This is a genomic window from Shewanella sp. ECSMB14102 (assembly GCF_000813075.1).
Taxonomy (GTDB): domain Bacteria; phylum Pseudomonadota; class Gammaproteobacteria; order Enterobacterales; family Shewanellaceae; genus Shewanella; species Shewanella indica.
On record NZ_JWGX01000006.1, the window covers coordinates 100,522 to 125,864 of the forward strand.

Sequence of the window (25,343 nt, forward strand, 5' to 3'; positions counted from 1 at the left end):
ATGCAAGCACTGGAGCCATTGAGTTTACCGCTGAGCGGCCGGCGCCTGATTGAGGCCAGTGCCGGAACCGGCAAGACCTACACCATTTCCGGCCTCTATCTGCGCTTATTGCTGGGTGATTTTGAGCGCCCGGGCCTCAGCTGTGAGCAGATCCTGGTGGTCACCTTTACCAACGCCGCCACCGAAGAGCTACGCGACAGAATACGCAAAAGGATCCGCAGCTGTTATCAGCGCTTTATCGGCCTAAGCGTCAAAGACGATTTTATCGAGCAGCTTTATCAGCGCTGCCCGCCAACGCAGCGCGCAACCGCCCTCAAGCAGCTGGATCTGGCGCTCAAGAGCCTGGATGAAGCCGCCATTTTTACCATTCACGGCTTTTGCCAGCGGATCCTCTCGGATATGGCCTTTGAGTCGGCGCTGCTGTTCGAGTCGGAATTTACCCTGGATGACAGCGAATATCTGCGCCAGAGTGTGCGCGATTTCTGGCGCCATGTCTGTTATCGGCTGCCGACAGCCCTGGCGACCGCGATAGCCGCCCATTACGCCACTCCGGATGCGCTGGGGCGCGAATTGAGACCGCTGCTCGGCGCCAGTCAAGCGAGCGCCAACCGCGACCCGGGTGAGTTCGATCAATATGCCGAGCAGTTGCAGACTCAGCTCGCAAGGCTGCGACTGAGCTGGCCAAGAGAAAGGGACGCCACCGAGGCCCTGCTCCACAGCCTGCCGCTCAACGGCACCAGCTATGGCAAGCAAGCCGATGGCTACCCCAAGCTCACGGCCATGCTGGAGCAGATGGACAACTGGGCCAAGTATCATCAGGGACTGCCGACACCCAAGCTGCTGGACAGCCTGGCTCTCGGGTCACTGAAACTGAGAAAAGGCGGCGAAATCCCCACAGCGCAACAGGCGCCGCTGCTGGCGCAGATAGAAGCGCTCAGAGACAGCGTAGACTCGCTTATTCCGGCATTCCTCTATCAGGCAAGAGCCCAGATAGCCGAGCGTTTTGCCGAGCTCAAGGCCGAGCGCAACCTGCTGAGCCCGGACGATCTGCTGCTGACCCTGGCCAAGGCCATAGGCGGCCTGACCCAGACGGCGCCGGATAGCGGCCTTGCCATCGGCGAGCAGCTCAAGCAGGAGATAGGCAAACGCTTCCCGGTGGCGCTTATCGACGAATTTCAGGATACGGATCCGCTGCAGTTTGCAATTTTCTCCGGCATCTACCCGGCGCAATTGCCACAGCAGGATGCCGGCGCCGAGCCTGAACCCAAGCCCGAGCCTGAGCCAAGTCGCACTCTGTTGATGATAGGCGATCCCAAGCAGGCGATTTACGCCTTTCGCGGCGCCGATATTTATACCTATATTGAGGCCAGGCGCAATACCGCCGATCACTATAATCTGGACACCAACTACCGCTCGGCCAGCAACATGATTGCAGCGGTCAACCGCCTGTTTGCCAACCACAGCGACCCTTTTATCAGTGACGCCATCCCGTTCGAGCCGGTCAAGGCCAAGGACGCTGGCAGCAAACAGCTGCTCGCGCCCGGCACAGACTCGGCGGCGCTGCAGCTCAGGCTGCTCAAGGAAGATCCGGACAAGGGCCTCAACAAGACTCAGGCCCGTAAACTGCTGGCCGAAGATGCCGCCGCCGAAATCGTGCGCCTGCTCAATGCCGCCAACCGCGGCGAGTGTCGCCTCAGTGGCAATGAGCAGCCGCTGCGCGCCCGGGATATCGCCATTTTGGTGCGCGACAGAAACGAAGCCGCCGTCATGCAACAAGCGCTCAATAGCCGCCAGATCGGCGCCGTGTTCCTCAGCCGCGACTCGGTAATGGTCACGGAGGAAGCGCGGGAAATCGCCCTCATCCTCAAGGCGCTCGCCAGCCCCAGGGATGAACGGGCGATTCGCTCGGCACTGGCCTGCCGCTTGCTGGGCTTCAGCGCCAATAAGATCCATGAATTCAACCAATCTGAGACACTGCGCGCCGAAGTGCTCGATACCTTCATGTCGCTGCATGAACTCTGGAGCCGCCGCGGCATCATGCCGGCGCTGCTCAATCTCGCGGATCACTGGCAGCTGCTGGAACGGCTCGGCAGAGAGGCCAACGCCGAGCGGCGTCTCACCGATTTTCGCCATCTGGCGGAACTGCTGCAGCAAAAATCCACCGAGCTCGAAGGCATGAGCGCCCTGGTCAACTGGTTTGAGCAGGAACTGCTCTCCGGCCAGAGCCGTGAAGAGCAGCAACTGAGGCTCGCCAGTGAGCAAAACCTGGTGCAGATAGTCACCATCCACAAGAGTAAGGGGCTGGAATATCCTGTGTGCTTCATCCCCTTTGTCAGCCTGGCCCGCGACGGCAGTCGCCGCCCCTCGCCCATGCTGTACCACAAAGACAATCAATTAATCTGGGATCTGGACGCCAGTGACGAAGGCTGGGAAGCCTGTAAACGCGAGACGCTGGCCGAAGATCTGCGCCTCTTGTATGTGGCGCTGACCCGGCCCGTATATCGCTGTTATTTGGGGCTGGCCAACCACTGCCGCATGAACAAAACGGGCATCAACAGCTTTTTGAAAGACACCGCCATAGGCTATCTGCTCGGCATTGAAGACAAGGACTGTGACGGCGGCAGGCTGCAAAGCGCCGCCGCCTCCCTTGTCTGCGAGGCCATCTCCTTGACCGAGATAGGCGATGCAGACCCAAGTCGCCTTCAAGGCGCTGAAAGCCAATCCCAGAGCCCACTTTGTGCCCAGGTGCCGGCTGCGCGTCAAGGCGCGCCCTGGCGGGTCGGCAGCTATTCCGGCTTGGTCAAACATCTGCCCCACGAGCGGGTGTTGCCGGGTGCCGGTGATGAGGAGTTTGAAATCGAGCCCGCCTCTGCCTATGAACCGCAGGATGTCTTGCAGGCCAACCGTTTCAGCTTCGAGCGCGGCGCCAATGCCGGTTCTTTTATGCACCTGGTACTGGAGAAAATCGACTTTACCCAGGCCGAGGAGGAACTCTTGCTGCATCTGCCCCAGGCGATGCAGCAGTACGGCATCGACAGCGATTGGCAAGATGTGCTTTATGACTGGTATCGGGATCTGCTTAACGCCGAAATCGCTCTGCCTCAGAGGCAGAGTCTGCGCCTGGGCGACCTCAGCAAGCGCCAAAAGCTGGTGGAGATGGAGTTTTATCTGCCCCTCGGCGGCGATACCCAGCTTATCGATACCGAGCTCAGCCGCTTGCTGGCCAAACACGGTTATGGCGGTGAACTGCGCTTCGACGCCTTCAAGGGCATGCTCAAGGGGTTTATCGATCTCACCTTTGAATATCAGGGCCGTTTCTACATTGCCGATTATAAATCCAACCATTTGGGGGACGATTTCAGCGATTACCGCCAGGACAAGATGGCCACCGCCATCAGCGAGCACAGATACGATCTGCAGTACCTGCTCTACAGCCTGGCGCTGCACAGATATCTGAGCCTCAAACTGCCGGACTATTGTTATCAAAGCCATTTCGGCGGCTGCTGTTATCTGTTTTTACGGGGCATGTCCGCGGCCCATCCCGGCGCCGGGGTGTTTGTGGACAGACCGGATGAAGCGGTGATCCTGGCCCTGGATGCCTTACTCAAGGGCGAGCAGCCCTCGAGCGCCCCTCAGTTGGAGTTGAGTCTATGACAGATAGCCCATCAATACTGCACAGCAGCCAAGCTGTTACTGCGCTGCTCAAGCAATGGGAAGAGCAGCGGCTGCTGACGGCGCTCGACCGCCACTTTGCGCTGCAGATGGCCGCCATTCACCGGGAGCCATCGCCGCTGTTTCTGCTGCTGTGCGCCCTGCTGAGCCGCCAGTTATCATCGCAGCACGCCTGCCTGCCACTGGGGAGCATAGCGTTTGATAATCCGCTGGCAGAGCCCCACCCCAGTGTGCGCCTCAATACCGACCCGGCAAGCCTTGAGCTGGCGGTGGCCAATTTTGCCGCCGTCGGCGCCCCCGGTGAAGACAAACCCTTGATCCTCGACGCTGGCCGCCTCTACCTCAAACGTTATTATGATTTTGAGTGCCGGGTCGCCCGGCGCCTCACCGCCATGGCCGCCACTGAATACCCCGCCACCGACGAAGTGCGGCGCGCACTCGATTGCCTGTTTTTGCCGCCCGCCAGCCATACTGGCCAAGCGACTAATGAGGCAGCTCAAGCTAATAGTGAAGCTCAAGCTGATGGTGAAGCTCAAACTGATAATGAAAATTCCGGCAAACGCGATTGGCAAAAAGTCGCCACCGCCACCGCCTATTGTCGCCAATTGGCGGTGATCACCGGCGGCCCGGGCACAGGCAAGACCACCACAGTCACCAAGCTACTGATGCTCCTGTGTCTCGGCAGTGAAATGAACATACGTCTGGTGGCCCCCACGGGTAAGGCGGCGGCGCGCCTGACCGAATCGATAAAGGCCTCCAAACAGCGCCTGGCAAAAGAGCTTATGCCCTTTGCCGCCGAGCTTGACCTTGGCGCCATAGACAAGATCCCCGAAGAAGCCGCCACTGTGCATCGCCTGCTGGGGGTGATCCCCGGCTCGCACAAATTCCGTCATCACCAAGACAACCCGCTGCATCTAGATCTTTTAATAGTCGATGAAGCCTCCATGGTGGACTTGCCTATGATGGACCGGCTGCTCGATGCCCTGCCCGCCAATGCCAGATTGATACTGCTCGGGGATCAGGATCAACTGGCCTCGGTGGAAGCCGGCGCCGTGCTCGCCGATATCTGCGCCGGTTTGCGCCACCAGCAGGACTGGCGCATGCGTTACAGCGCCGAGTTTGCCGCAACACTGACAAGGCTCACCGGCTTTGACCTCAGCGATTGCGTCAATCTCGCCCCCGGCATAGGCAATAATCTTTGTATGCTGCGTCACAGCCACAGATTCCGCGGCGATGCCGGCATAGGCGTGCTGGCCAAGGCGGTCAACCTCAGTGATGGCGCCGCGATAACTGAGGCCTGGAATGGCGGTTATCAGGAGCTTGAGTGGCTGGAAATCGGTAAGCAGCAGCAGGGGATGGCTCGGCTTCTCAGCCAGGCCTGTGAGCACTACCGCGACTATTTGGAAGTGGTGCACAGGCCGGACATTGGCGCCGAGGAGATCATCGCCCGTTACAATCGCTTTCGACTGCTGTGCGCCACCCGTGGCGGCGATTTCGGTGTCGAGGGGATCAATCGGCAACTGACGCAAGTGCTGAAACAGGCCGGACTGATCGCCCCGCAGCAGGAGTTTTATCCGGGCCGACCGCTGATCATCCAAAGCAACGATTACAACCTGGGGCTGTTTAACGGCGATATCGGCGTTATTCTGCCCGACCGAGACAGCAACAGGCTGCTGGCGCACTTTATTCAGGCCGACGGCAGTGTGCTCAAGGTGTTGCCGGCGCGTCTTCCCGGCCACGAGACCTGTTTTGCCATGACAGTGCACAAGTCCCAGGGCAGTGAATTTGATTCTGTGGCCTTGGTGTTGCCGCCGAGCCCGAGCCCGGCGCAGCTGCAACTGCTCACCAAGGAGCTGATCTACACCGCCATTACCCGCGCCAAGCAGCATTTTTGCTGCCTGGGCAACAGCTCAGTGTTTGATGGCGCCTGTCGTCGCCTCACTCGCCGGGCTTCAGGGCTGGCCGATAGGCTATGGCAGTGATTGTGGCAGAGATTATGGCTATGGCGGCTTTGGCCGCGACTGGCTGGGACGATAGCGAGAACAGCAACCGGGCCAGATGTCATACGGCCCGCTTCGCTCTGGCGGCAAAATAACCAGATGAGAGCCTGCGTCAGCTGCCGTTATACTCAAGGCCTGTCTAAGCAGGCATAATATCGGCCAAGGTTATTTATCAGGCCGCTCAGTCAGGAGAATTCATGAGCAAAACCCATATCTTGTTACTCTGTGGCGGCGGGGCCGCCGAGCACAGTATCTCTTTGATGTCGGCTGACTATATCGAAAGCTGCCTGGCAAATATTCCCGACATGGAAGTGCTCAGGTTGGAGCTGGACGCCGCCGGCCACTACCACACCAAGCAGGGCCAGGTTTGCGAGCTGACCAATCGCCGTGAAGTGCGCTTCGATGAGGCCGAGCCCAGCTGGCCGGTGGACTATGTGATCCCTTGCATTCACGGCTATCCGGGTGAGACCGGCGATATTCAGTCCTATTTCAATCTGATCAACCTGCCCTATTTCGGCTGCGGCTCTGAACCCAGCAGCAACTGCTTCAACAAGGTCACGGCCAAGATGTGGTTCAGTGCGCTCGGCATCCCCAATACCCCTTATCTGTTTCTCAGTGAAGCCGGTGAAGCGGCCAACAGCCGCTGCCGTGAGGCCTTGAATGAATGGGGCTCACTGTTTATCAAGGCGGCATCCCAGGGGTCATCCGTCGGCTGCTACCGGGTGGACAACAGCGATGATATCCCCTCTGTGCTGGAGCAGGCCTTTAGTTACTCCCCCTACGTGGTGGTGGAAAAGACCATCAAAGCCAGGGAGCTGGAAGTGGCCGTATATGAATACCAGGGTGAAGTGATAGCCACAGTGCCGGGTGAAATCATCTGCGCCAACAACACCTTCTACAGCTTCGATGAGAAGTATGATGCCAAGAGCAAGGCGGTGACCAAGGTCGAGGCCGAATTGAGCCAAGCGCAAATCGATACCATACGCGATTATGCCATTCGTGCCTTTAAGGGCATGAAGCTGTCCCACCTGTCGCGTATCGACTTCTTCCTTACCGATGAAGGCGAGATACTGCTCAATGAGATCAATACCTTCCCGGGCATGACGCCCATCTCCATGTTCCCCAAGATGCTCAGCAACAATGGCCATGATGTCAGCGAGTGGCTGGTGAGTAACATAAGACGCCAGCTGAGCGAACCGCTCAAGTAAAGCACCCGTCCTGAGCCAAGCTCCAACCGGACCGAAGCACCAACCGGACTGAAGCACCAACCGGACCGAAGCAAACGTACACCCGCCACTCGCGCGGGTGTTCTTTATCCTGCTAAGCTGAAAAAAGGTGTGACAGCATGCAGGAGAACTTATGTTCAGTGCGATAGATATAGATCATCTGGTGTTGATCTGCAGCAGTCTGGAAACCAGCCAAGCATTCTACACCCAAGTGCTGGGGGCTCGTTTCGAGCGGCGGCTCGACTCCCCTAGCCTGCTGCAACTGAGATTCGGCAACGCCCTTATCGATCTGGTGCCAAGAAGCGATCAACCTTTAGGCCTCAATATGGCGCACTTCTGCCTTAATATTGCCGCCAAGGATGAAGCCTCAGTGCTGCAACACCTGGAGCAACACGGCGTGCACCATGAAGGCTTTTCGGAAAAATACGGCGCCCGGGGATACAGCCGCTCTATCTATATTTACGATCCCGACGGCAATCAAGTGGAGCTTAAACTCCTGAGTCGGCAACAGGAAAACTGCCAATAAGGCGTTGCTTAATCGTGGATTTTTACTGGTGATTTAACAGATAAAAAAGCGCGCCGGGAAAGTTCGGCGCGCTTTTTCATGAAGCAACAGGCTATGCCCAGAGCTTTGGGCTCAGAAGCCTTCCACTCCCTGCATATCCGGCAGGTGGTGGGCTATCCCCTTGTGGCAGTCGATACAGGTCTTCTCACCGCTTGCCAGCGAGGTGGAGTGCATATTGGCCGCCCGCTGTGACTGACGGGTGAAGTCCATATACTGGAAGTTATGGCAGTTTCGACACTCCAGCGAGTCGTTGGCCTTGAGTCTGGCCCACTCATGCTCGGCCAGTTCGCGCCGCTTGGACTCGAACTTCTCCCGGGTATTGATGGTGCCGAACACCTTGCCCCACACCTCCTTGGAAGCCTGCATCTTACGGGCTATCTTGTCGGTCCAATTATGGGGAACGTGGCAGTCCGGACAGGTCGCCCGCACCCCGCTGCGGTTAGTAAAATGTATGGTGGTCTTCAGCTCCTGATAGACGTTGTTTTCCATCTCGTGGCAACCGATACAAAAAGCCTCCTGGTTGGTGGCTTCCAGGGCAGTGTTGAAACCACCCCAGAAGATGATCCCGGCGACAAAGCCACCCAGGGTCAGAAAACCCAGACTGAAGTGAACACTGGGCCGGTTCAGCACCCGCCATATCTGTTTCAGTTTCTCAAACATAGCGACTCCTAATGGCTGGATGGGTTCTCAGCCCCGGACTTGAGCAAGTGATCCATATCGACAAAGTCATTCTCCACCATCAATCTGGCGTCCAGTTGCGGCACATGGCACTGGGTACAGAAATATCGTCTGGGTGACAGCTCGGCCAGGAAGTTGTTGTCTCTGTCCATATAGTGAGTCACGCTCACCATAGGCGCCTGCGATTCGCCGGTGCGACTGCGGGCATGACAGGACATGCACTTGTTGACCTTAAGATCCAGCTGGTAGCCGTCTATCTTGTGCGGTATGACCGGCGGCTGCATCGGGTAGTTACGGGTCTGTTTGATATCCGTATTTCTCACCTTCTGCATCACAGGCGGTGTCGGCTGGCTATTGAGCGGCGCCTGACGCAAAGTCGCCACCTTATCTTCGGGAATGCCGGCAGCATTGACAGACAGCGCGGTCATCAGTGCAGCAAAGGCCAACAGGGTATGATTCGATTTCATCTTCTTATCCTCCTCAGGCCTTCATCACTTTCACGGCACACTTCTTGAAATCAGTCTGCTTGGACAGCGGATCCGTGGCATCCAGAGTCACCTTGTTGATCAACTGACTGGCATCGAACCAGGGGACAAACACCAAACCCACCGGCGGCTTGTTGCGGCCGCGGGTTTCCACCCGGGTCAGTATCTCGCCGCGGCGGGATACCACCTTGACTTCATCACCTCGGCGCAGGCCGCGTTTCTTGGCATCATCCGGATGCATAAAGCACACGGCATCCGGGAAGGCGCGATAGAGCTCGGGTACCCTCTGGGTCATGGAGCCTGAGTGCCAATGTTCCAGCACCCGCCCGGTGGAGAGCCAAAGATCATACTCGGCATCCGGGGATTCTGCCGCCGGCTCGTATGGCAGCGCGAAGATAACTGCCTTGCCGTCTTTTTTGCCGTAAAACTCAAAGCCTTTGCCGGGTTTAACGTAAGGATCCGAGCCCTCACGGTAGCGCCAGAGGGTTTCTTTGCCGTCAACCACAGGCCAGCGCAAACCATGGGCCTGGTGGTACATTTCAAAGGGAGCCAAGTCATGACCATGACCACGGCCAAAGGTGGCGTATTCTTCAAAAAGCCCTTTTTGCACATAGAAACCAAAGTGCTTGGCTTCGTCGTTCAGATACTTGTTATCGCTTTCACTGAGAGGGAACTTGTCAACATTGCCGTTCTGATACAGCACTTCATACAAGGTCTTGCCCTTGTATTCGGGATTGGCCGCCAATACAGCCTCGGACCAGACTTCGTCTGTGGTAAAGCGCTTGGAGAACTCCAGCAACTGCCAGAGATCCGAGCGCGACTGTCCGGGCGCTGTCACCAACTGGTGCCAGAACTGGGTGCGGCGCTCGGCGTTACCATAGGCGCCCTCTTTCTCCACCCACATGGCGGTGGGAAGAATGAGATCCGCGGCCTGGGTGGTAACCGTTGGGTAAGCATCGGACACCACAATAAAGTTTTCCGGGTTACGGTATCCGGGCAAGCCCTCTTCGTTGATATTGGGGCCGGCCTGCATATTGTTGTTCACCTGCACCCAGTAGCAGTTGAGATCGCCATCTTTCAGGCGCCGGTTCTGCTCTACCGCATGGTAGCCTGGCTTGGGCGGAATGATCCCGGAAGGGATTTTCCAGATGGTCTCGGCAATCTTGCGGTGCTCTGGATTATTCACCACCAGATCCGCCGGCAAGCGATGGGAGAAGGTGCCCACTTCCCGCGCAGTACCGCAGGCTGAAGGTTGACCTGTGAGTGAAAACGGACTGTTGCCCGGGGTAGCTATTTTGCCGGTCAGCAAATGGATATTGTAGATGAGGTTGTTACACCAAACCCCGCGAGTATGCTGGTTAAAGCCCATGGTCCAGAAGGAGGTCACCTTCACCTCGGGATCGGCGTAGAGTTTCGCCAGCTCCAGCAATTTATGCTCGGGTACGCCCGAGAGCTTGCTGACCTTTTCCAGGCTGTAATCGGCGACAAAGGCCTTGAACTGCTCAAAGTCCATCGGGGTCGATTCACCGGCGGTGGCCACGTTCTTGGCTTTTTGCTGCAACGGATGTGAGGGCCGCAGGCCATAGCCGATATCGGTTGTGCCTTTGCGGAAGTTCACATGCTTGTTGACGAAGTCCCAATTAACCTTGTCATTGCTGATGATGTAGTTGGCGACATAGTTGAGAATGGCCAGATCGGTTTGCGGCGTGAAGACAATCGGCAAGTCGGCCAAATCAAAGCTTCTGTGCTCGAAGGTAGACATCACAGAGACTTTTACATGGGGCGCGCTGAGGCGTCTGTCTGTGACCCGGCTCCAGAGGATTGGGTGCATCTCGGCCATGTTGGAGCCCCAAAGCACAAAAGCATCGGCAGCTTCAATATCGTTGTAGCAACCCATAGGCTCGTCCATGCCAAAGGTACGCATAAAGCCGCCCACGGCTGAAGCCATACAGTGACGGGCGTTGGGATCGATATTGTTGGAGCCGAAACCCGCCTTCATCAGCTTGGAAGCGGCATAACCTTCCCAAACCGTCCACTGACCTGAACCAAACATGCCCACCGCCGTCGGCCCTTTGGTCTTGATGGTGTGCTTCCACTTCTCGGCCATAATGTCAAAGGCCTGATCCCAACTGATAGGGGTAAATTCACCGTGCTTGTCGTATTTGCCATCTGTCATCCGCAGCATGGGAGTCTGCAGCCGGTCATGGCCATACATGATCTTCGACAGGAAGTAGCCTTTAATGCAGTTGAGGCCGCGGTTGACCTCACTGTTGGCATCGCCATGGGTCGCCACAACCCGGCCTTCGCGGGTGGCTACCATCACAGAGCAGCCAGTACCGCAAAAGCGGCACGGCGCCTTGTTCCAATTTAACTGGGTGTGCTCTGAACTGGTGATCAGGTTGCTGGCTGTGGCAGGTAAAGCCAATCCGGCGACCCCGGCTGCCGCCATGGCGGCATTGGCCTTCATGAATTCGCGTCTGTTCATTTTCATTGCTCTTCCTCTTCGAGCTGTTCACACTGGTGATACACCATAGCGGTGGAGATCACGCCCTTGAGGGCATTGATTCTGTCCATGGTGGCGAGGATCGCCTGTTCGGTCGGGCCTTCCAGCACCACAACCAGCTTGCTTTCATCGTTAACCGATAGCTCGGCATTGCCGAACGACAGAATTTGCTGACGAACGCCGGCCATCTTGGATGGCATCACCTGAAGGATCAGGCTGCTGACATGCAATTCCCTACTCATCTCGTTCCCCTGTTTTAAGGACTCTCGTTATGCTGGCGTTAACCGGCTCCCGGTGGGCCGGTTAAGATTTGGCTGAACCAGATGGCAAAGCCCAGACCGCTGACCAGCAAAACCGACAATAGCGGCGCCAAAAAAACCGTCAGGAAGATAAATATCTTCAGCTCCAGACGTTTTTCATCAGTATTCGGTGTCTCACTCATGGCTCCTCCCTAGGCGCTATGAAGATGGCTTGCTGCTGTGCTGTTTCAGGGCAACGGCCGCCAAGCCCGGCAGATTAAAGCCGCCTTTTAAATGCAACTTGTTTTCGGTTTTGATCATAAAGCCAAAGTGTTAACAAACTGTATACCCCCAAGTTGGTAAACACCTGATGCCGTTGATCTGGATCATAAAAATAGCCGCCAAAAGACGGATATCACCCATTTCAACCGCCTCAATCGATTGTAATTTCGAAATTTTCCGCTTTTAGCTATTCAGGCTTACATGAAATACAGCAAAGAAGTGGCTATTTCGCCAATAACTAACGGTTAAAAAACCAACGAAATAAGTAAAATATCCCTTAGGGAGTAGTGCCCAGGCTGGGCGGGCTTTAAAGCGATAAAACGGCTATAAAAGGAGAAACTGAATCCTGTTTCAGGTCACAGAATTCAGTAAAAACAATATCTTGCGGTTGCAACGACTAACAGAGCTCCTTAGCATTATCATGCATTTTATTTATGTCTTTTTTGTTTTCAGGGACCAAACTTCAAACGCCTGTTTGTGCGTCGTCCCAATCTAGGAGAGCCTTTAGTGAACCCCTTTACCCACCCTACTACACTACCCATTGTGCTAGGTCTGAGTCTGTCATTTTCCGTTGTCGCAGCAGACAAAACATCAAGCCTGCAATATCAAACCTGGGCCCAAACCTCAGAGGAGCAACAGCGGGAAGATATGCTTGAGAAAAACCCCGCCAGCATCATCCTCTGGGCAGGCTCGGCTTATGCCAAGGAGTACCATAGCCCCAGAGGGCATCACTTTGCCGTCGCCGATGTCAGCCACAGCCTACGCAGTGGTGTTAGCCCCAAGGCTGGTGAAAAAGGACTGTCGGCCAGCTGTTGGACCTGCAAGACACCGGATGCGCCCAGGCTGATGAAAGAGCTGGGCGTCGAAGGCTTCTCGGCCAAGAACTTTGCCGAGCTGGGTCCGGAAATCCAGAACCCTGTGTACTGCTCTGATTGCCATACCCAGGGCTCAGCTGAACTGGCACTGCCAAGACCTCATGCCCAGGACGCGATGGCAAAAGTGCACAAACCCTTTGGTGAACAAAATCAATCGATGCAGCAATCACAGGTTTGCGGCCAGTGCCATGTCACTTACTACTTCCAGCCAGAGCGTCAGGACAAGGTCAATATCCCCTGGATCTTCGGCAACAGCGCCGATGAAATAGAAAAGTATTATGATGCCCGGCAGTTTTTCGAGTGGGTGCACCCGGTATCGAGAACGCCGCTGGTGAAGGCGCGCCATCCCGAGTTTGAGCACTGGAATCGCAGCGTCCACGCCAAGGCAGGTATCAGTTGTGTCACCTGTCATATGACCCAGGAAACCAGCGCCGACGGCAAATCTTTCACCAACCACAAGATAACCAACCATCTGCCGGACTTTGAAGCGGCCAATTGCAGCAGTTGTCACCAGAGCCAACAGCAAATTACCCAGCTGATTGCCGACAATAAAGCGCTACTGGAGACCAAGGCGCAACAGTTACAGGAATTACTTATCAAGGCCCACTATGAAGCCGGCGCCGCCTGGAAGGCAGGAGCCCAATGGCAACAGATAGGGTATGCCATCATGGGGATACGACATGCACAGTGGCGCTGGGACTTTGCCATGTCATCCCACGGTATTCACGCCCACAACGCCAAAGAGGGTGAAGCCCTGCTGGACAAGGGCTTAGAGCAGATCCGCGCTGCCAGAGAGATATTGCGCAAGCTGAATGCCGACCTTGGCGTCACCCGAGTCGATTATCCGGACTACAGCACCAAGGCCAAGGCGCAGGCAGCCATAGGCGTGGAGCTGGAGAAACTGACCGAGGAGAAGCAAGCCTTTATCGAGACTGAAGTGAAAAAACATTGGTCCAAGGCTGCAAACTTCGGCTATTGAAGGCAAGGAGAACAATAGCCGGAATAAGAGCCAAGCCTTAATCAAAACATGTAATTTTGATTGGGGAATAAGCGGCGTTCGACAATAGCCACCGTGGGAAATATGACCGCGTACCAGGAGGGCACCAGCAGGCACTGTGTGTTCTGGCTGTGCTCTGGGCCTGCCTGGTTTTTATCACGTCCACTTTAGGAGCCAAACGCGGCTGTCAGTTGGATTTTAGGTTAAAACTGCTGCAACTGGTTAAGGATGCGCTTTTCCGATATCGGATAAGCAGTGCCCAGACTCTGGGCAAAACAGCTGACCCTGTACTCTTCCAGCATCCAGCGCACCTCGGCCAGCGCCTCCGGTACCGCCTGGCTGCGTGGCACCTTGGCAAGCGCGGCCTTGAACTCTTTTTCGGCGTTGTGAATGCTGTGCAGGTGCAAACGGTCACGGTTGGGATCCACCGGCAGCTTGTCCAGGCGCAGCTCAATCGCCTTGAGATAACGGATCAGATCCCCAAGACGGCGCCAACCGGAAGCTTCAACAAATCCCTTGAACACCAGGGCATCTAATTGGCTTTGAATATCACTCATGGCAAAAGCGATATCCAGGCTGATTTTGCCCTTGAGACGCTTACGGATCTTCTGGTGCAAGGTCAAAATCTGCTCTACCTTGAGAGCGATAACCGCTGCGGTTTCATTGAGTTCGGCCCTGACAATCTCCTTGGCTTTGGCAAAGTCATCGGCGCTGCGGACATCCAACTGCTGCTCATCCAAAAGCTGCTGAATTGCCGCGGCAATAATGTCATCTATCAGTATTTGCACCTGGCCGAACGGATTGAAATACATCGCCAGTTTGGCCTTGTTGGGCAAGGCCTGCTGTAGATGTTTCACCGGCGATGGAATATTGATAAGCAGCAGCTTTCTCAGCCCTTGTCTGTGGTGGGAAAGCGCCTGTTGTTCATCATCAAATAATTTGATGGAAACTGTATCGCCGGCATCCACCAAGGCGGGGAACGCCTTCACCTCATAGCTGCCTTTGCGGCTTTGATATTCTTTCGGCAGGTCGCCAAAGCTCCATTCGGTCAGGGCGTTTTGCTCTATGCCCTTGTCGGCAACCTTGCGTATCGCTTGGTTCACCTGCCCCTGCAATGATGCTTTGAGGCTGTCGAGATCCCGGCTCTGGGCCAGGAGTTTGCCCTTATCGTCTTCCACCTTGAAGTTCATCTTCAGATGGTCGGCAATGGCGTTGAGATCGAAATCCTCCGGATTGACACGGGTGCCACTCATTCTCAGCAGCTGTTTGCACAGGGAGGGCAACAAAGGCTGGGCAAAAGGTTCCATCGCCTGCACACAGGCGCGGGCATAATCCGGCGCCGGCACAAAATTGCGCCGCAGCGGTTTGGGCAAGGACTTGATCAGGGCAACACACTTCTCTTCCCTGAGCCCCGGCACCTGCCAGTCAAAATCGGTTTCATCCAACTGATTGAGCAGCGCCACCGGAATAAGCACAGAGACGCCGTCATCCTCAGCCGCCGGTTCAAAATGGTAACTCAGCTTAAGGCTGAGATTGCCCTGCTGCCAACTGTCGGGGAAGTCCAATGCCGATACATGGGTGTCATCCCTTTGCATCAAGAGTTCGCGGCTGAAATTGAGCAGCTCAGGGGTCTCTCTTCTGGCCTGTTTCCACCAGGTGTTGAATTTGGGCTGGTTGTATATCCCTTGTGGAATACGTTCATCGTAGAAGGCGAACAAGGCATCGGTATCCACCAGAATGTCGCGCCGCCGCGATTTGTGTTCGAGATCTTCCACCTCTTCAAGCAACGCCTGGTTGGCCTTGAAGAAGGCTTCATTGCAGCGCAGCTCACCCTCGGCCAGAGCCGAGCGAATAAAGATTTCCCGAGCCTTAACCGGCTCCAGCGGGCCAAACTGTACCCGGCGGCGGTTGACTATGGTGAGGCCATAGAGCACCTGATTTTCCAGGGCGATCACACTGCCCTGTTTGGCTTCGAAATGGGGCTCGTTGTGCTGCTTCTTGACCAGATGCGCCGCCAGAGACTCGAGCCATACAGGATCTATGCGGGCGCAGGTACGGGCGAACAGGCGTGATGTTTCGGTAAGCTCGGCCGCCATAATCCACTTGGGGCCCTTCTTGGCCAGCGGTGAGCCGGGAAACACAAAGAAACGTCGGTTGCGGGCCCCCAGATACTCGTTGTCTTTATCCTTGAAGCCGATATGGCTCAGCAGCCCCGAGAGCAGCGCCTGGTGCAGTGGCTCATATTCGGCGGCCTGACTGTTGAGGCGCCACTTGAGGTCGTGCACACTCTGACGCAGCTGGGCATAGAGATCCTGCCATTCGCGAATACGCAAATAGGCCAGATACTCGGCCTTCACCTGCTTGCGGAACTGACTGGATGACAGGCTCTTCTGTTGCTCTTTGAGGTACTGCCACAGATTGAGCCAGGCAACAAAGTCGGAATCTTTATCGGCAAAACGGCGGTGGGCCTCATCAGCGGCCTGTTTCTTCTCATGTGGCCGCTCACGGGGATCCTGAATCGATAACCCGGCGACAATCACCATCACTTCATGCAGACAACCCAGCTTATTGGCTTCAAGCACCATGCGGGCCAGGCGGGGATCGACCGGGATCTTCGCCAGATCGCGCCCGAGCGGGGTCAGTTTCAGCGCCCCTTTGTGTTTGCTCACCGCCTGCAACTCTTCGAGCAGCAGGAAGCCGTCGCGGATATGGCGCGGATCCGGTGGCTGAATGAAGGGGAAACCCTCAATGTCACCCAGGCCTATGGCCAGCATCTGCAGGATCACGGATGCCAGGTTGGTGCGCAGAATTTCAGGATCGGTAAACTCAGGCCGATTGATAAAGTCCTGCTCGTCATAGAGGCGGATACAGATCCCAGGCCCAACCCTGCCGCAACGTCCCTGGCGTTGATTGGCACTGGCCTGGGAGATGGGCTCAATCGGCAAACGCTGCACCTTGGTGCGATAGCTGTAGCGACTTATCCTGGCAGTACCTGGGTCGATAACATAGCGGATCCCTGGCACAGTCAGCGAGGTTTCGGCCACGTTGGTGGCCAGTACAATACGCCGCCCTGGATGCGGCTTGAATACCTTGGACTGCTCGCCGTATGACAAACGGGCATAAAGCGGCAAGATCTCGGTATCGCGCAGGTTGCGTTTTTTCAGCTGCTCGGCGGTATCGCGGATTTCGCGCTCGCCGTTCATGAAAATCAGAATGTCCCCCGGGCCTTCGCGACAGAGCTCATCGACGGCGGCAAAGATGCCGTCCATCAGATCCAAGTCGGCATCGTCATCCTGCAACAGGGGGCGGTAGCGGGTTTCCACCGGATAGGTGCGGCCGGACACTTCCACCACGGGCGCATTGTCAAAATGCTTGGAAAAGCGCTCCACATCTATGGTGGCCGAGGTGATGATCAACTTGAGATCCGGGCGCTTTTGCAAAATTTGCTTCAGATAACCCAGAATAAAGTCGATGTTGAGACTGCGCTCATGGGCCTCGTCTATGATGAGGCAATCATACTGACTGAGCCATTTATCCGATGCCAGTTCTGCCAGCAGGATACCGTCTGTCATCAGCTTGATATAGGAGTCCTGGGAAACCGCATCGGCAAAACGAACCTTAAAACCCACCGCCTGACCCAGCTCTGTCTTGAGTTCATCGGCAACCCGGCTGGCCACGCTGCGGGCCGCCAGGCGCCTTGGCTGAGTGTGACCAATCAGACCACGGCTGCCAAACCCCAAGTCGAGACAGATTTTGGGCAGCTGAGTGGTCTTGCCCGAGCCGGTCTCACCGGCCACTATCACCACCTGATGATTGATGATGGCCGAGGCGATTTCATCGCGCTTTTGTGACACCGGCAGCTCATCCGGATACGCGATGACAGGCCTGTCTGCCAGCCTTTGCTGCGCCCTTTCATAAGCCTGCACCGCAGCTTCACTGAGCTCGGCGAGTTTTTGCTGTTTGGCTTCTGAGTCGGGGCTTTTTTTCAAGCGGAACAGGCTGCGGCGAATGCGCGCCGCATCGGCCTGAAAGCAGAGATCCAGATATTCGCGGGAGAGAGGGTGCAGCTTAGCGTTCAAAACCTGTGTCCATTGGGGATCAAAAACGGCGATCCTAACAAGGATACGCCGTCTTGGGTATGCTTACTGACTGATAACGCCCAAATTTCAGTCAAATCAAGCGCAGTTGTCAGGCCGGGGTCAAATAACACTGCTGCATATAGCTGTTCATGGCCTTGAGCACATTGGTACGGTTGATGGTGCCCACCACCTTACCATCTTCCAGCACAGGGTATATTTTCGGTTTCTGCCCCAGCATCTGCTCGGCCAACTGCAACATGCTGTCATCCGGCCTGACCCAAAGGACATCGGCGCGCATGCAGTCGCGCACCACGGCGGTCAGATCGCAGTGATAACTGCTCTTGAGCATGGCGGCCATGCAGTCTTGCTGTGACAAAAAACCCACCAGGCTTCCTGCTGCATCCACCACGGGCGCCCCGCCCTTATTGGCCTCAAGCAGTTTTTCCACCGCAGTGGCTATCGACATATCCGCCTTCAACAGCACTGGCTGACGGTCCATATGATCACGTATTTTTATTGAATCCATAGCTTTCCCCAAGTTCAAAACGGCTTCATTGTTCAGTGTAGCCAATATTTTGCCCTTGGGGTTAAAGCCAACAGCGATTGCCTCAATCCAAAATTTTATGCTTCTTGCACAGGACTTGGGCCATTTACTGCGAACCACGCCTTGCTTCCAGGCCTGTAAGCCGATGCGGTGCACAGATGGGACTTGCTCGCACCTTCCTTAGTTATCTCGCCAGATCATCACTTCCGCCGCTTGATTGCTCTTGCGCCAGGCACGGTACATGCCTTCGGTATTGAACGGCGTTGCCACATTGCCTCTTTGGTCTATGGCTATCACCCCGCCACTGCCGCCGGCAGAGATCAGCCGCTGATTGATCACTTCATCGGCGGCCTGCAGAATCGATTTTTGCTGGTACTTGGCCCTGGCACAGATATCACCGGCCACATGGAAACGGATAAAGTACTCACCGTGACCGGTCGCCGAAACGGCGCAGACCCCATTCTCGGCATAAGTGCCGGCACCTATCACAGGTGAATCACCGATACGGCCATAACGTTTGGCTATCATGCCACCAGTCGAGGTCCCTGCCGCCAGATTGCCCTGCTTGTCCAATGCCACTGCGCCGACGGTGCCGAACTTATAATCGAGATCCAGAGGACTCAGGCGCGCCTGAAAGTCTTTATTGGCTTCGGCGGCGTTGATTTTGGCCTTGGCATCGAGAAGCTGTTGATAGCGCGCCTTGCTGTCAAAACGGTTGCCGGGCACCAGCTCCATTCCCATCGTCAAGGCGAACTCCTCGGCGCCCGCTCCCGAGAGCATCACATGTTCTGACTTGTCCATCACGGCTCTGGCGAGATCGATTGGATGAAGTATATGTTTAACCCCGGCAACGGCACCGGCATTCATACTCTTGCCATCCATGATGGAGGCATCCAGTTCATGACTGCCATCAAAGGTATACACGGCGCCAATACCGGCATTGAATAAAGGGCTGTCTTCCAGCACTCTGATGGCGGCCTGCACCGCTTCCATGCTGGCGCCGCCCTTATCCAACACCTTATAACCGGCATTGACGGCTTCGGTAAGTTTGTCACGGTAGGCTTTTTGCTGCTCTTCAGTCAAAGCCGCCTTGGATATGGTGCCGGCGCCGCCGTGAATGGCAATTGCAAACGGCACCTCTGCAGCCTGAACCGACATCATACCTCCCAGCAGGAGTCCCAGGCTCAGACTTAGATTTTTTATTTTTGTTTTCATTGTATTGCTTCCATATTAACGACTGCTGTCTTTGTAACCATTTTAGGTCGGGATGGCAATCTGTTACTTGCCTGAGCCGAGATCTGAGGCGACAATAGCAATAATGTAACGCTAAACAAAAGTTCTGATTTCCTTGACCAAAAACAGTCGCTTTCCCGCATATATCCTGAGTTTTGCGTCGATCATACTGGCCAGCCCCCGGGCAAATGGCGCCGATGATCCTCTGCTTAATCTCCGCATCGAAGGGGTATCGGGCGAGCTTGAGAAAAATATCCGCGCACACTTGGGTAACTTTCCTGAATCCAAGGTGCAACGCCGTGCCTATCTGTTTAATGTCAGCGACAGTGTCGAGGCCGCGCTGGAATCCATGGGCTATTACCATGGCAGGCTGGAACAGGAAATCAAGGAAAACGAACAAGGGCCGTGGGAGCTCAAGCTTACAATTACCCCAGGAGAAGTCACCCGTTTGCAATGGGTCGATATCCGCCTCGAAGGTGAAGTGCTCAACGACCCCTGGATCAATCGCTGGCTCAGCCAGATCAAGATCAAACCAGGCGATCCCCTCAACCACGGCGATTATGAACAGATAAAATCGCAGCTAATATCGCTGGCGCTGGCTCGCGGCTATTTTGACGGCCATTATCAGAAATCGGAGATCCGGGTGAATCGCGATCTCAATCTGGCACAACTCAACCTGTATTTTGACTCGGGCAAGCGTTACCAGTTTGGCGAGGTGAGCTTTGAGGGCCACAGCCTGCAGCCGCAATTGCTCGAAGATTTGGTGCCATTCCAACCCGGCGCCCCCTACAGTACCCGCAAAGTCACACAGCTTAATCAAGAATTGTTGGATACCGGCTATTTTTCCAATATCAAAGTGTTACCTCAAATTGACAAGTTGACTGAAGACAGCATACCTGTGCGGGTCGAACTGAGCCCAAGACCGGATCATTCTATAGAACTGGGTCTGGGTGCTGATATCGGCTCCAGTACAGACAGTAATCTGGATCCCAGAGTCAGAGTGACCTGGCGTACTCCGCAGCTCAACAGTTACGGCCACTCTCAGGAAACCAGTATAGAATGGTCGAGAGACAGACCCAAATTCCTCTCGACTTATACCATCCCCCTGACTCACCCTTTGGATGACCAGCTCAAGATCCGTGTCGGCCTGCTGAGGGACAAATACGGTGTGACCCAAGACTATGTGCCAGAGGATAGGGACTTTAGCAACACAGGTCAGTTGGAATCGACCAAGAAGCTTTTCGGAGTTGGCCGCAGCAAGCGGCTCAATAACGGTTGGCTTCTCAATTACTCGCTGGAGGCAATCCAGGAAAGCTATACCCAGTCGGGCGTTGATTATGACCCACAATTCCTGTTGTTTGGCACCACGCTATCGAAGACCAGCCGCGGCGACAATAGCCTGGACCCCAAGTCGGGTTTCAGGCAACTTTATAGCATTGAATATGCCGATCCTTCGCTGGGTTCAGATGTTCGCCTGACCCGGATGCAGGCCAAGTTCAAATGGATTGAGACTTTCTTTGACAAGCACAGATTTGTCTCCCGGCTCGATCTCGGGGTCAACCTGGCAGCCGAAGGCGATCTGGCAATCATTCCTCCCTCATTGCGTTATTTTGCCGGTGGCGATCAGAGTATTCGTGGTTACAGCTACCAAGAGCTCGGCCCCCACCTGGATTACACCAATGACAAAGGCGGCCTGTCTCGGGAAGTTGTCGGTGGCCGCTACCTGGCAGTCGGCAGCCTGGAGTATCAATATTACCTGACCCCAAGCTGGCGCGTGGGCACCTTTGTCGACGCAGGTAACGCCTTTGATGTCAATCAATTTGATCCTGTGGTTTCTGTAGGTGGTGGTATTCACTGGATATCCCCCATAGGTCCCATCAAACTGGATGTGGGCTTTGGCTTGCACGAATCCGATGCCGAAGACAGACCCTGGCGTATTCACCTTACCATGGGGACAGAATTATGAGCCAACCCCCGATGCAACAGGAACCCAACTCAAGCAACAAACAAATGGCAAAGAAACCGTCTCCCCGTTGGCTCAAGTGGCTGAAGTGGTCTACCCGTACCCTCTTGTACATTCCGCTCGGCTTGCTGGTGCTATTGGCACTCTTGCTGGGCACGGCGCCCGGTAGCCATCTGGCGATATTTATTGCCAGTGCTCTGGTGCCGGATCTGGAGCTGGAATATGCTTCCGGCACCCTGAACCGGGAGCTGCAACTCAAACAGGTACACTGGCAGATGGATGGTATCAGTGTCGGTGCGGATGCCTTGACCCTTGCCTGGCAACCGGCCTGCCTTTTGCAAAAACAGTTATGTGTCGACACCCTGGAGTTAACAACAACCCGGGTCAACATAGACACCCAGGCCTTAGCCTCAGATTCAGAGGCAGAGGAAGAAACGCCAAGCTCGGAAGAGCTGATACTGCCCTTTGGCATCAGCCTGAAACAAGCAAGCCTCACGGATATTCAAGTGCGGGTCGATGAGATGCACTTTGATGCTGCGGCATTGAATACCGCAGCCAATTGGCAGGAAAGTGGATTACAAGTCATCCAGCTTGAGAGCCGCGGGCTCAGCGTGCTGCTCCCGGAGTCAAATTCGCCAGAAGCGCAAGCGGCAGACAAAGACAAATCAGCCGCCGCGGCTAAGCAACAAAAAGCGGCGCAAAAAACCGAGACTGAACAATGGGTGCTGGCGAACATGCCAAAGGTTGCCATGCCTTTCCCCATCTATTTAAAACATGCCGAATTGCTGAACTCGCGTCTGCAAATTATGGGTAGAGATGACAACTTCCAGGAGCTGCGTCTCAGCGCCAGCTACATAGACGCCGAGCTGCGAGTCAACGAGCTTTATGCCAAACACACTGATGCCAGTCTGTCGCTGGAAGGTGAACTGACTCTGGATAAGCACTGGCCCATGGCACTGACGGCGCAACTGGAGTTACAGCGTTTACCTGAGCTACCGGGACTCGAGCAGCAACAGCTGGATCTCACCCTCAAAGGTGATTTCAGCGACTTGCAGCTTAAGGCCAAACTCAGTGGCAAGCAGAGCCTGGCGCTCAATGCCAGTGTCAACCTCACCAAACCGGAACTGCCCTATTCACTGAATATCTCAGAAGGAGAACTGCACTGGCCCTTTGACCTTGCTCAGTACAGTGTCAACGGACTAGAGCTGGAAAGTCGCGGCGACCTCAAGCAACAAACCGCCAGCCTGGTTACACAACTAAGTACCCCCTTCTACCCCGAACTAAACCTCAATACCCGCCTGGTACATCGAGGCCAAAGACTCAAGATTGAAGAGTTCAGCGGTGACAGCAGTGCCGGTAAAGTAATGCTTCTGGGGACGCTGGATTATGCCCAAGCCATAGCCTGGGATGCAAAGCTCGAACTTTCACATTTCAACAGCGGCGCGATAACTCTGCCGACAGCGAAGGAAGCTGCCAAAGAAAAAGAAGCAAATAGCCAAATCACCCAAAATAATAACACCAGCGACAGCGAAGCAGTCAGTGCACAAAGCCAAGCTGACGAAAGCAAATCTGATGAAAGTCAGGCTGAAGATACGCCGGTGATCCCATCCAGCGATATTAGCGGCCAGCTTGCCACTCGTGGCAGTTGGCAGAACGGCAAATGGCGAGTGAGTCTCAAACAGGCTCAACTTCATGGCTTATTGGACCGCCTGCCGTTTGAACTGACTGGCGATCTGGAGATAGATGATTCGCTTGAGCTCAGCAGCCAGGGATTATCGCTGCGGGCACTCAATACCCGCCTGGACCTTTCCGGCAGCGCCAAAGAGCAATGGGATCTCAGTGCCACATTGGACGTGCCCGATTTCAATCTCTGGCATCCCGATGCGTTTGGTGCGTTAACTGCCGATATCCAAGTGGTGGGAGATGCCAAACACCCACAGGTACAGCTAAGGGCCGAGACCCAGAGCATCAGATTTGGCGATTTCAACCTCAGTGGCAGCCAACTCAAGGCGCTCTATGCACCACTGGATCTGCATGAGTTTGCCTTGTCGCTGAAAACAGGTGAGTTTGACGGCGCAGGAATTCATCTTGATGGCATCACTCTCAGGGCCAAGGGCAATGAACAGCGGCAGAAACTGGGACTGGAAACCCGGGGCGATTTGCAACTGGATACTGCCATCCACAGTAAACTGGATCTCACCAAACAAAAGGCCAACATAGAACTTAGCAAATTCAACTTGGGATCCGTTCTGGGACTCTGGCAACTTGAACAAACTGCGTCACTGGACTGGGATCTCAAGCAAAGCCGAGGCGAGCTCAGCGCCTTTTGTTTAAGCCATCCATCCAGCCGACTCTGCCTGACCGATAATGTCAGCCTGGCCGACAAGGGTGAAGCCAAGTTGCACTATCAAGGGCAACCTGGGCAACTGCTGGCCAAGCTGTTACCCGAGCGCTTCACTTGGCAGGGCGATGCCTCGATGGATGCCGCCGTCGCCTGGAAACCCGGCGCGCGTCCACAGGGCCAGCTCAACTTCCAGTTGGCCCCCGGAACGGTAAGCCTTAAACGCAAACAGCAAGCCAGCGCCAGCATCGACTATCAGGCACTGACACTCAAGGCCACCTTGGACGATGATGCACTGAGAAGCCATATTCTGTTCAATTCCGATGCTCTAGCCCGCTGGGAAAGCCAGTTGGATATCAAGGTAACTCCGGATAGAAGCCTCAGTGGTTACGTCAATATTGACCAGGTCAACCTGCAACTGCTTGGTCAGTTTATGCCGCAGCTCGAAACCATTGAGGGTTTACTCGCAGCCAACTTAACATTGGCTGGCAGCCTCAACAACCCCGAACTCAGCGGCCAGCTCAGTCTGCGTGAAGGTGCCCTGGCTAGCACAGCCAACCCGACTAAACTGGAGCAAATCTCCCTGGACCTGGCTTTTGTCGGCCAAACCGCCGAGCTCCAGGGCCAATGGATGATGGGCAGCGGCCAAGCCAATCTCAGTGGTCAGTTGCGCTGGCCACAGGGTCAATTCAGTGGCGATATCCAGCTCAAGGGACAAGAACTCGGCGTTATTCAACCGCCGCTGGCCATTGTCAATATCAGTCCGGATATTCAACTGCATTTCAGCCCGGACGCGCTCGATATCTCGGGCGAGATAAAGGTACCTTCCGGCAACATCAAGGTGGTGCAACTGCCAGCCGGCGGAGTGAGCGTATCATCCGATGTGGTGTTCAGTGACTCCATTTCGGAGCAGGAAGTCAAAGCATCGCCCATGGCCCTGAGTGCCAATTTGAACATAGATGTCGGTGATAAGCTGGCTATCGATGGTATGGGTCTCAAAGGGATGTTGGTGGGTACCTTGCGCATGCAACAAGCGCCCCAAAAGCCGCCGCAACTCTTTGGTGATATCAAGGTGGTTAACGGCAGCTATAAATTCATGGGTCAGACGCTGAAAATTGCCACAGGTGCGGTACAGTTTGTAGGGCCTATGCAGATCCCCAACCTCAATATCGAAGCCATTCGGGAGATCCGCGATGAAGATATTACCGCCGGGGTACGGATCACGGGTACCCCCAAAAAGCCAATAGTGACCCTATTCTCCAACCCGGCCAAGGAGCAGGCGGAGATCATTTCCTATATCGTTCAGGGGAAAGGTTTTGGTGCAGGAAACGAACAGAACAACTCACTGATGATGGGCGCCGCGCTGTCGCTGAGCTCCCAGGTTGATGGTGGCGCCATTTCTACCTTGGGTGACACAGCTGCTGGGCTGGTGGAGATGTTTGGTTTCTCCAATGTGCAGTTGGATACCAATGATGATGGTAAAGTCGCCATCAGTGGCTATATAGGCAAAGATCTAATGATCAAATACGGTGTCGGTGTATTCAACCCAGGCTATGAGATGACAGTCCGTTACTATCTGTTGTCGCAGCTCTATCTGGAAAGTGTATCCGGCACTCTGGGCCAGTCTCTGGATATCTACTACAGCTTTGATCTTTAAGCGG

The 25,343-nt window shown here is 55.3% G+C and carries 16 protein-coding genes; 8 read left to right on the forward strand and 8 right to left on the reverse strand.

Annotated elements, in window-relative coordinates; genetic code table 11:
* The 5 genes from recB to RC73_RS03175 all read left to right on the forward strand — a co-directional run bounded on the left by recB (window position 1) and on the right by RC73_RS03175 (window position 7,424).
* Complete coding sequence (recB, locus tag RC73_RS03160; RefSeq protein ID WP_052247963.1) at window positions 1–3,654, forward strand: exodeoxyribonuclease V subunit beta; 3,654 nt, start codon at window positions 1–3, stop codon at window positions 3,652–3,654.
* Window positions 3,651–5,654 carry an exodeoxyribonuclease V subunit alpha gene (gene recD, locus RC73_RS03165; RefSeq protein ID WP_052247964.1) on the forward strand — a complete coding sequence of 668 codons (2,004 nt, stop codon included), beginning with the start codon at window positions 3,651–3,653 and terminating at the stop codon, window positions 5,652–5,654. Before recB ends, recD begins: the two co-directional genes overlap by 4 nt.
* The gene (locus tag RC73_RS21360; protein WP_268814484.1) at window positions 5,645–5,767 is read left to right on the forward strand and encodes a hypothetical protein; all 123 of its coding nucleotides are present in this window, start codon (window positions 5,645–5,647) and stop codon (window positions 5,765–5,767) included. The genes recD and RC73_RS21360 overlap by 10 nt, the downstream gene beginning before the upstream one ends.
* A 102-nt stretch (window positions 5,768–5,869) precedes the next feature.
* On the forward strand, window positions 5,870–6,880 hold the full coding sequence (locus RC73_RS03170; protein ID WP_039033270.1) for a D-alanine--D-alanine ligase: 1,011 nt from the start codon (window positions 5,870–5,872) through the stop codon (window positions 6,878–6,880).
* Between the two features lie 151 nt (window positions 6,881–7,031).
* Entirely contained in the window at window positions 7,032–7,424 is a 393-nt protein-coding gene (locus RC73_RS03175; RefSeq protein ID WP_028779281.1) for a VOC family protein, read from the forward strand.
* Between the two features lie 111 nt (window positions 7,425–7,535).
* On the opposite strand, the gene RC73_RS03180 is transcribed toward RC73_RS03175, so the two are convergent.
* The 5 genes from RC73_RS03180 to RC73_RS03200 are packed head-to-tail and all read right to left on the reverse strand — an operon-like array spanning window position 7,536 to window position 11,571.
* Window positions 7,536–8,123: a cytochrome c3 family protein gene (locus RC73_RS03180; RefSeq protein WP_025009645.1), complete on the reverse strand. Its 588-nt coding sequence runs from the start codon at window positions 8,121–8,123 to the stop codon at window positions 7,536–7,538.
* Between the two features lie 8 nt (window positions 8,124–8,131).
* Window positions 8,132–8,608 (reverse strand): nitrate reductase cytochrome c-type subunit, encoded by a 477-nt coding sequence (locus RC73_RS03185; protein WP_025888064.1) that lies wholly within the window; start codon window positions 8,606–8,608, stop codon window positions 8,132–8,134.
* A gap of 13 nt (window positions 8,609–8,621) precedes the next feature.
* Window positions 8,622–11,111, reverse strand: a complete 2,490-nt coding sequence (napA, locus tag RC73_RS03190) for a nitrate reductase catalytic subunit NapA (protein WP_039033324.1) — start codon at window positions 11,109–11,111, stop codon at window positions 8,622–8,624.
* Between the two features lie 2 nt (window positions 11,112–11,113).
* Window positions 11,114–11,371: a chaperone NapD gene (locus RC73_RS03195; protein WP_039033271.1), complete on the reverse strand. Its 258-nt coding sequence runs from the start codon at window positions 11,369–11,371 to the stop codon at window positions 11,114–11,116.
* 38 nt (window positions 11,372–11,409) lie between these two features.
* Window positions 11,410–11,571: a nitrate reductase gene (locus RC73_RS03200; protein ID WP_039033272.1), complete on the reverse strand. Its 162-nt coding sequence runs from the start codon at window positions 11,569–11,571 to the stop codon at window positions 11,410–11,412.
* A 619-nt stretch (window positions 11,572–12,190) separates the two neighbouring features.
* On the opposite strand from RC73_RS03200, the gene RC73_RS03205 reads away from it, so the two are divergent.
* The gene (locus RC73_RS03205; RefSeq protein WP_039033325.1) at window positions 12,191–13,504 is read left to right on the forward strand and encodes an ammonia-forming cytochrome c nitrite reductase subunit c552; all 1,314 of its coding nucleotides are present in this window, start codon (window positions 12,191–12,193) and stop codon (window positions 13,502–13,504) included.
* Between the two features lie 221 nt (window positions 13,505–13,725).
* Here RC73_RS03205 and hrpA read toward each other — a convergent pair whose 3' ends face one another.
* The 3 genes from hrpA to RC73_RS03220 all read right to left on the reverse strand — a co-directional run bounded on the left by hrpA (window position 13,726) and on the right by RC73_RS03220 (window position 19,360).
* Window positions 13,726–17,601 (reverse strand): ATP-dependent RNA helicase HrpA, encoded by a 3,876-nt coding sequence (hrpA, locus tag RC73_RS03210; protein WP_039033273.1) that lies wholly within the window; start codon window positions 17,599–17,601, stop codon window positions 13,726–13,728.
* 109 nt (window positions 17,602–17,710) lie between these two features.
* Window positions 17,711–18,127: a CBS domain-containing protein gene (locus RC73_RS03215; protein WP_039033326.1), complete on the reverse strand. Its 417-nt coding sequence runs from the start codon at window positions 18,125–18,127 to the stop codon at window positions 17,711–17,713.
* A gap of 198 nt (window positions 18,128–18,325) precedes the next feature.
* Window positions 18,326–19,360, reverse strand: a complete 1,035-nt coding sequence (locus tag RC73_RS03220; RefSeq protein WP_039033274.1) for an isoaspartyl peptidase/L-asparaginase family protein — start codon at window positions 19,358–19,360, stop codon at window positions 18,326–18,328.
* A gap of 127 nt (window positions 19,361–19,487) precedes the next feature.
* Here RC73_RS03220 and RC73_RS03225 point away from each other — a divergent pair, with 127 nt between their 5' ends.
* Window positions 19,488–21,344 (forward strand): autotransporter assembly complex protein TamA, encoded by a 1,857-nt coding sequence (locus RC73_RS03225; RefSeq protein ID WP_405130445.1) that lies wholly within the window; start codon window positions 19,488–19,490, stop codon window positions 21,342–21,344.
* Window positions 21,345–21,388: 44 nt separating this feature from the next.
* Window positions 21,389–25,339 carry a translocation/assembly module TamB domain-containing protein gene (locus RC73_RS03230; protein WP_160289556.1) on the forward strand — a complete coding sequence of 1,317 codons (3,951 nt, stop codon included), beginning with the start codon at window positions 21,389–21,391 and terminating at the stop codon, window positions 25,337–25,339.
* Window positions 25,340–25,343: the final 4 nt, after the last annotated feature.

Coding starts and splice junctions, on each gene's coding strand:
- recB (WP_052247963.1), top strand. CDS start 1: ATGCAAGCACTGGAGCCATTGAGTTTACCGCTGAGCGGCCGGCGCCTG.
- recD (WP_052247964.1), top strand. CDS start 3,651: ATGACAGATAGCCCATCAATACTGCACAGCAGCCAAGCTGTTACTGCG.
- RC73_RS21360 (WP_268814484.1), top strand. CDS start 5,645: ATGGCAGTGATTGTGGCAGAGATTATGGCTATGGCGGCTTTGGCCGCG.
- RC73_RS03170 (WP_039033270.1), top strand. CDS start 5,870: ATGAGCAAAACCCATATCTTGTTACTCTGTGGCGGCGGGGCCGCCGAG.
- RC73_RS03175 (WP_028779281.1), top strand. CDS start 7,032: ATGTTCAGTGCGATAGATATAGATCATCTGGTGTTGATCTGCAGCAGT.
- RC73_RS03180 (WP_025009645.1), bottom strand. CDS start 8,123: ATGTTTGAGAAACTGAAACAGATATGGCGGGTGCTGAACCGGCCCAGT.
- RC73_RS03185 (WP_025888064.1), bottom strand. CDS start 8,608: ATGAAATCGAATCATACCCTGTTGGCCTTTGCTGCACTGATGACCGCG.
- napA (WP_039033324.1), bottom strand. CDS start 11,111: ATGAACAGACGCGAATTCATGAAGGCCAATGCCGCCATGGCGGCAGCC.
- RC73_RS03195 (WP_039033271.1), bottom strand. CDS start 11,371: ATGAGTAGGGAATTGCATGTCAGCAGCCTGATCCTTCAGGTGATGCCA.
- RC73_RS03200 (WP_039033272.1), bottom strand. CDS start 11,571: ATGAGTGAGACACCGAATACTGATGAAAAACGTCTGGAGCTGAAGATA.
- RC73_RS03215 (WP_039033326.1), bottom strand. CDS start 18,127: ATGGATTCAATAAAAATACGTGATCATATGGACCGTCAGCCAGTGCTG.
- RC73_RS03220 (WP_039033274.1), bottom strand. CDS start 19,360: ATGAAAACAAAAATAAAAAATCTAAGTCTGAGCCTGGGACTCCTGCTG.
- RC73_RS03230 (WP_160289556.1), top strand. CDS start 21,389: ATGGCAAAGAAACCGTCTCCCCGTTGGCTCAAGTGGCTGAAGTGGTCT.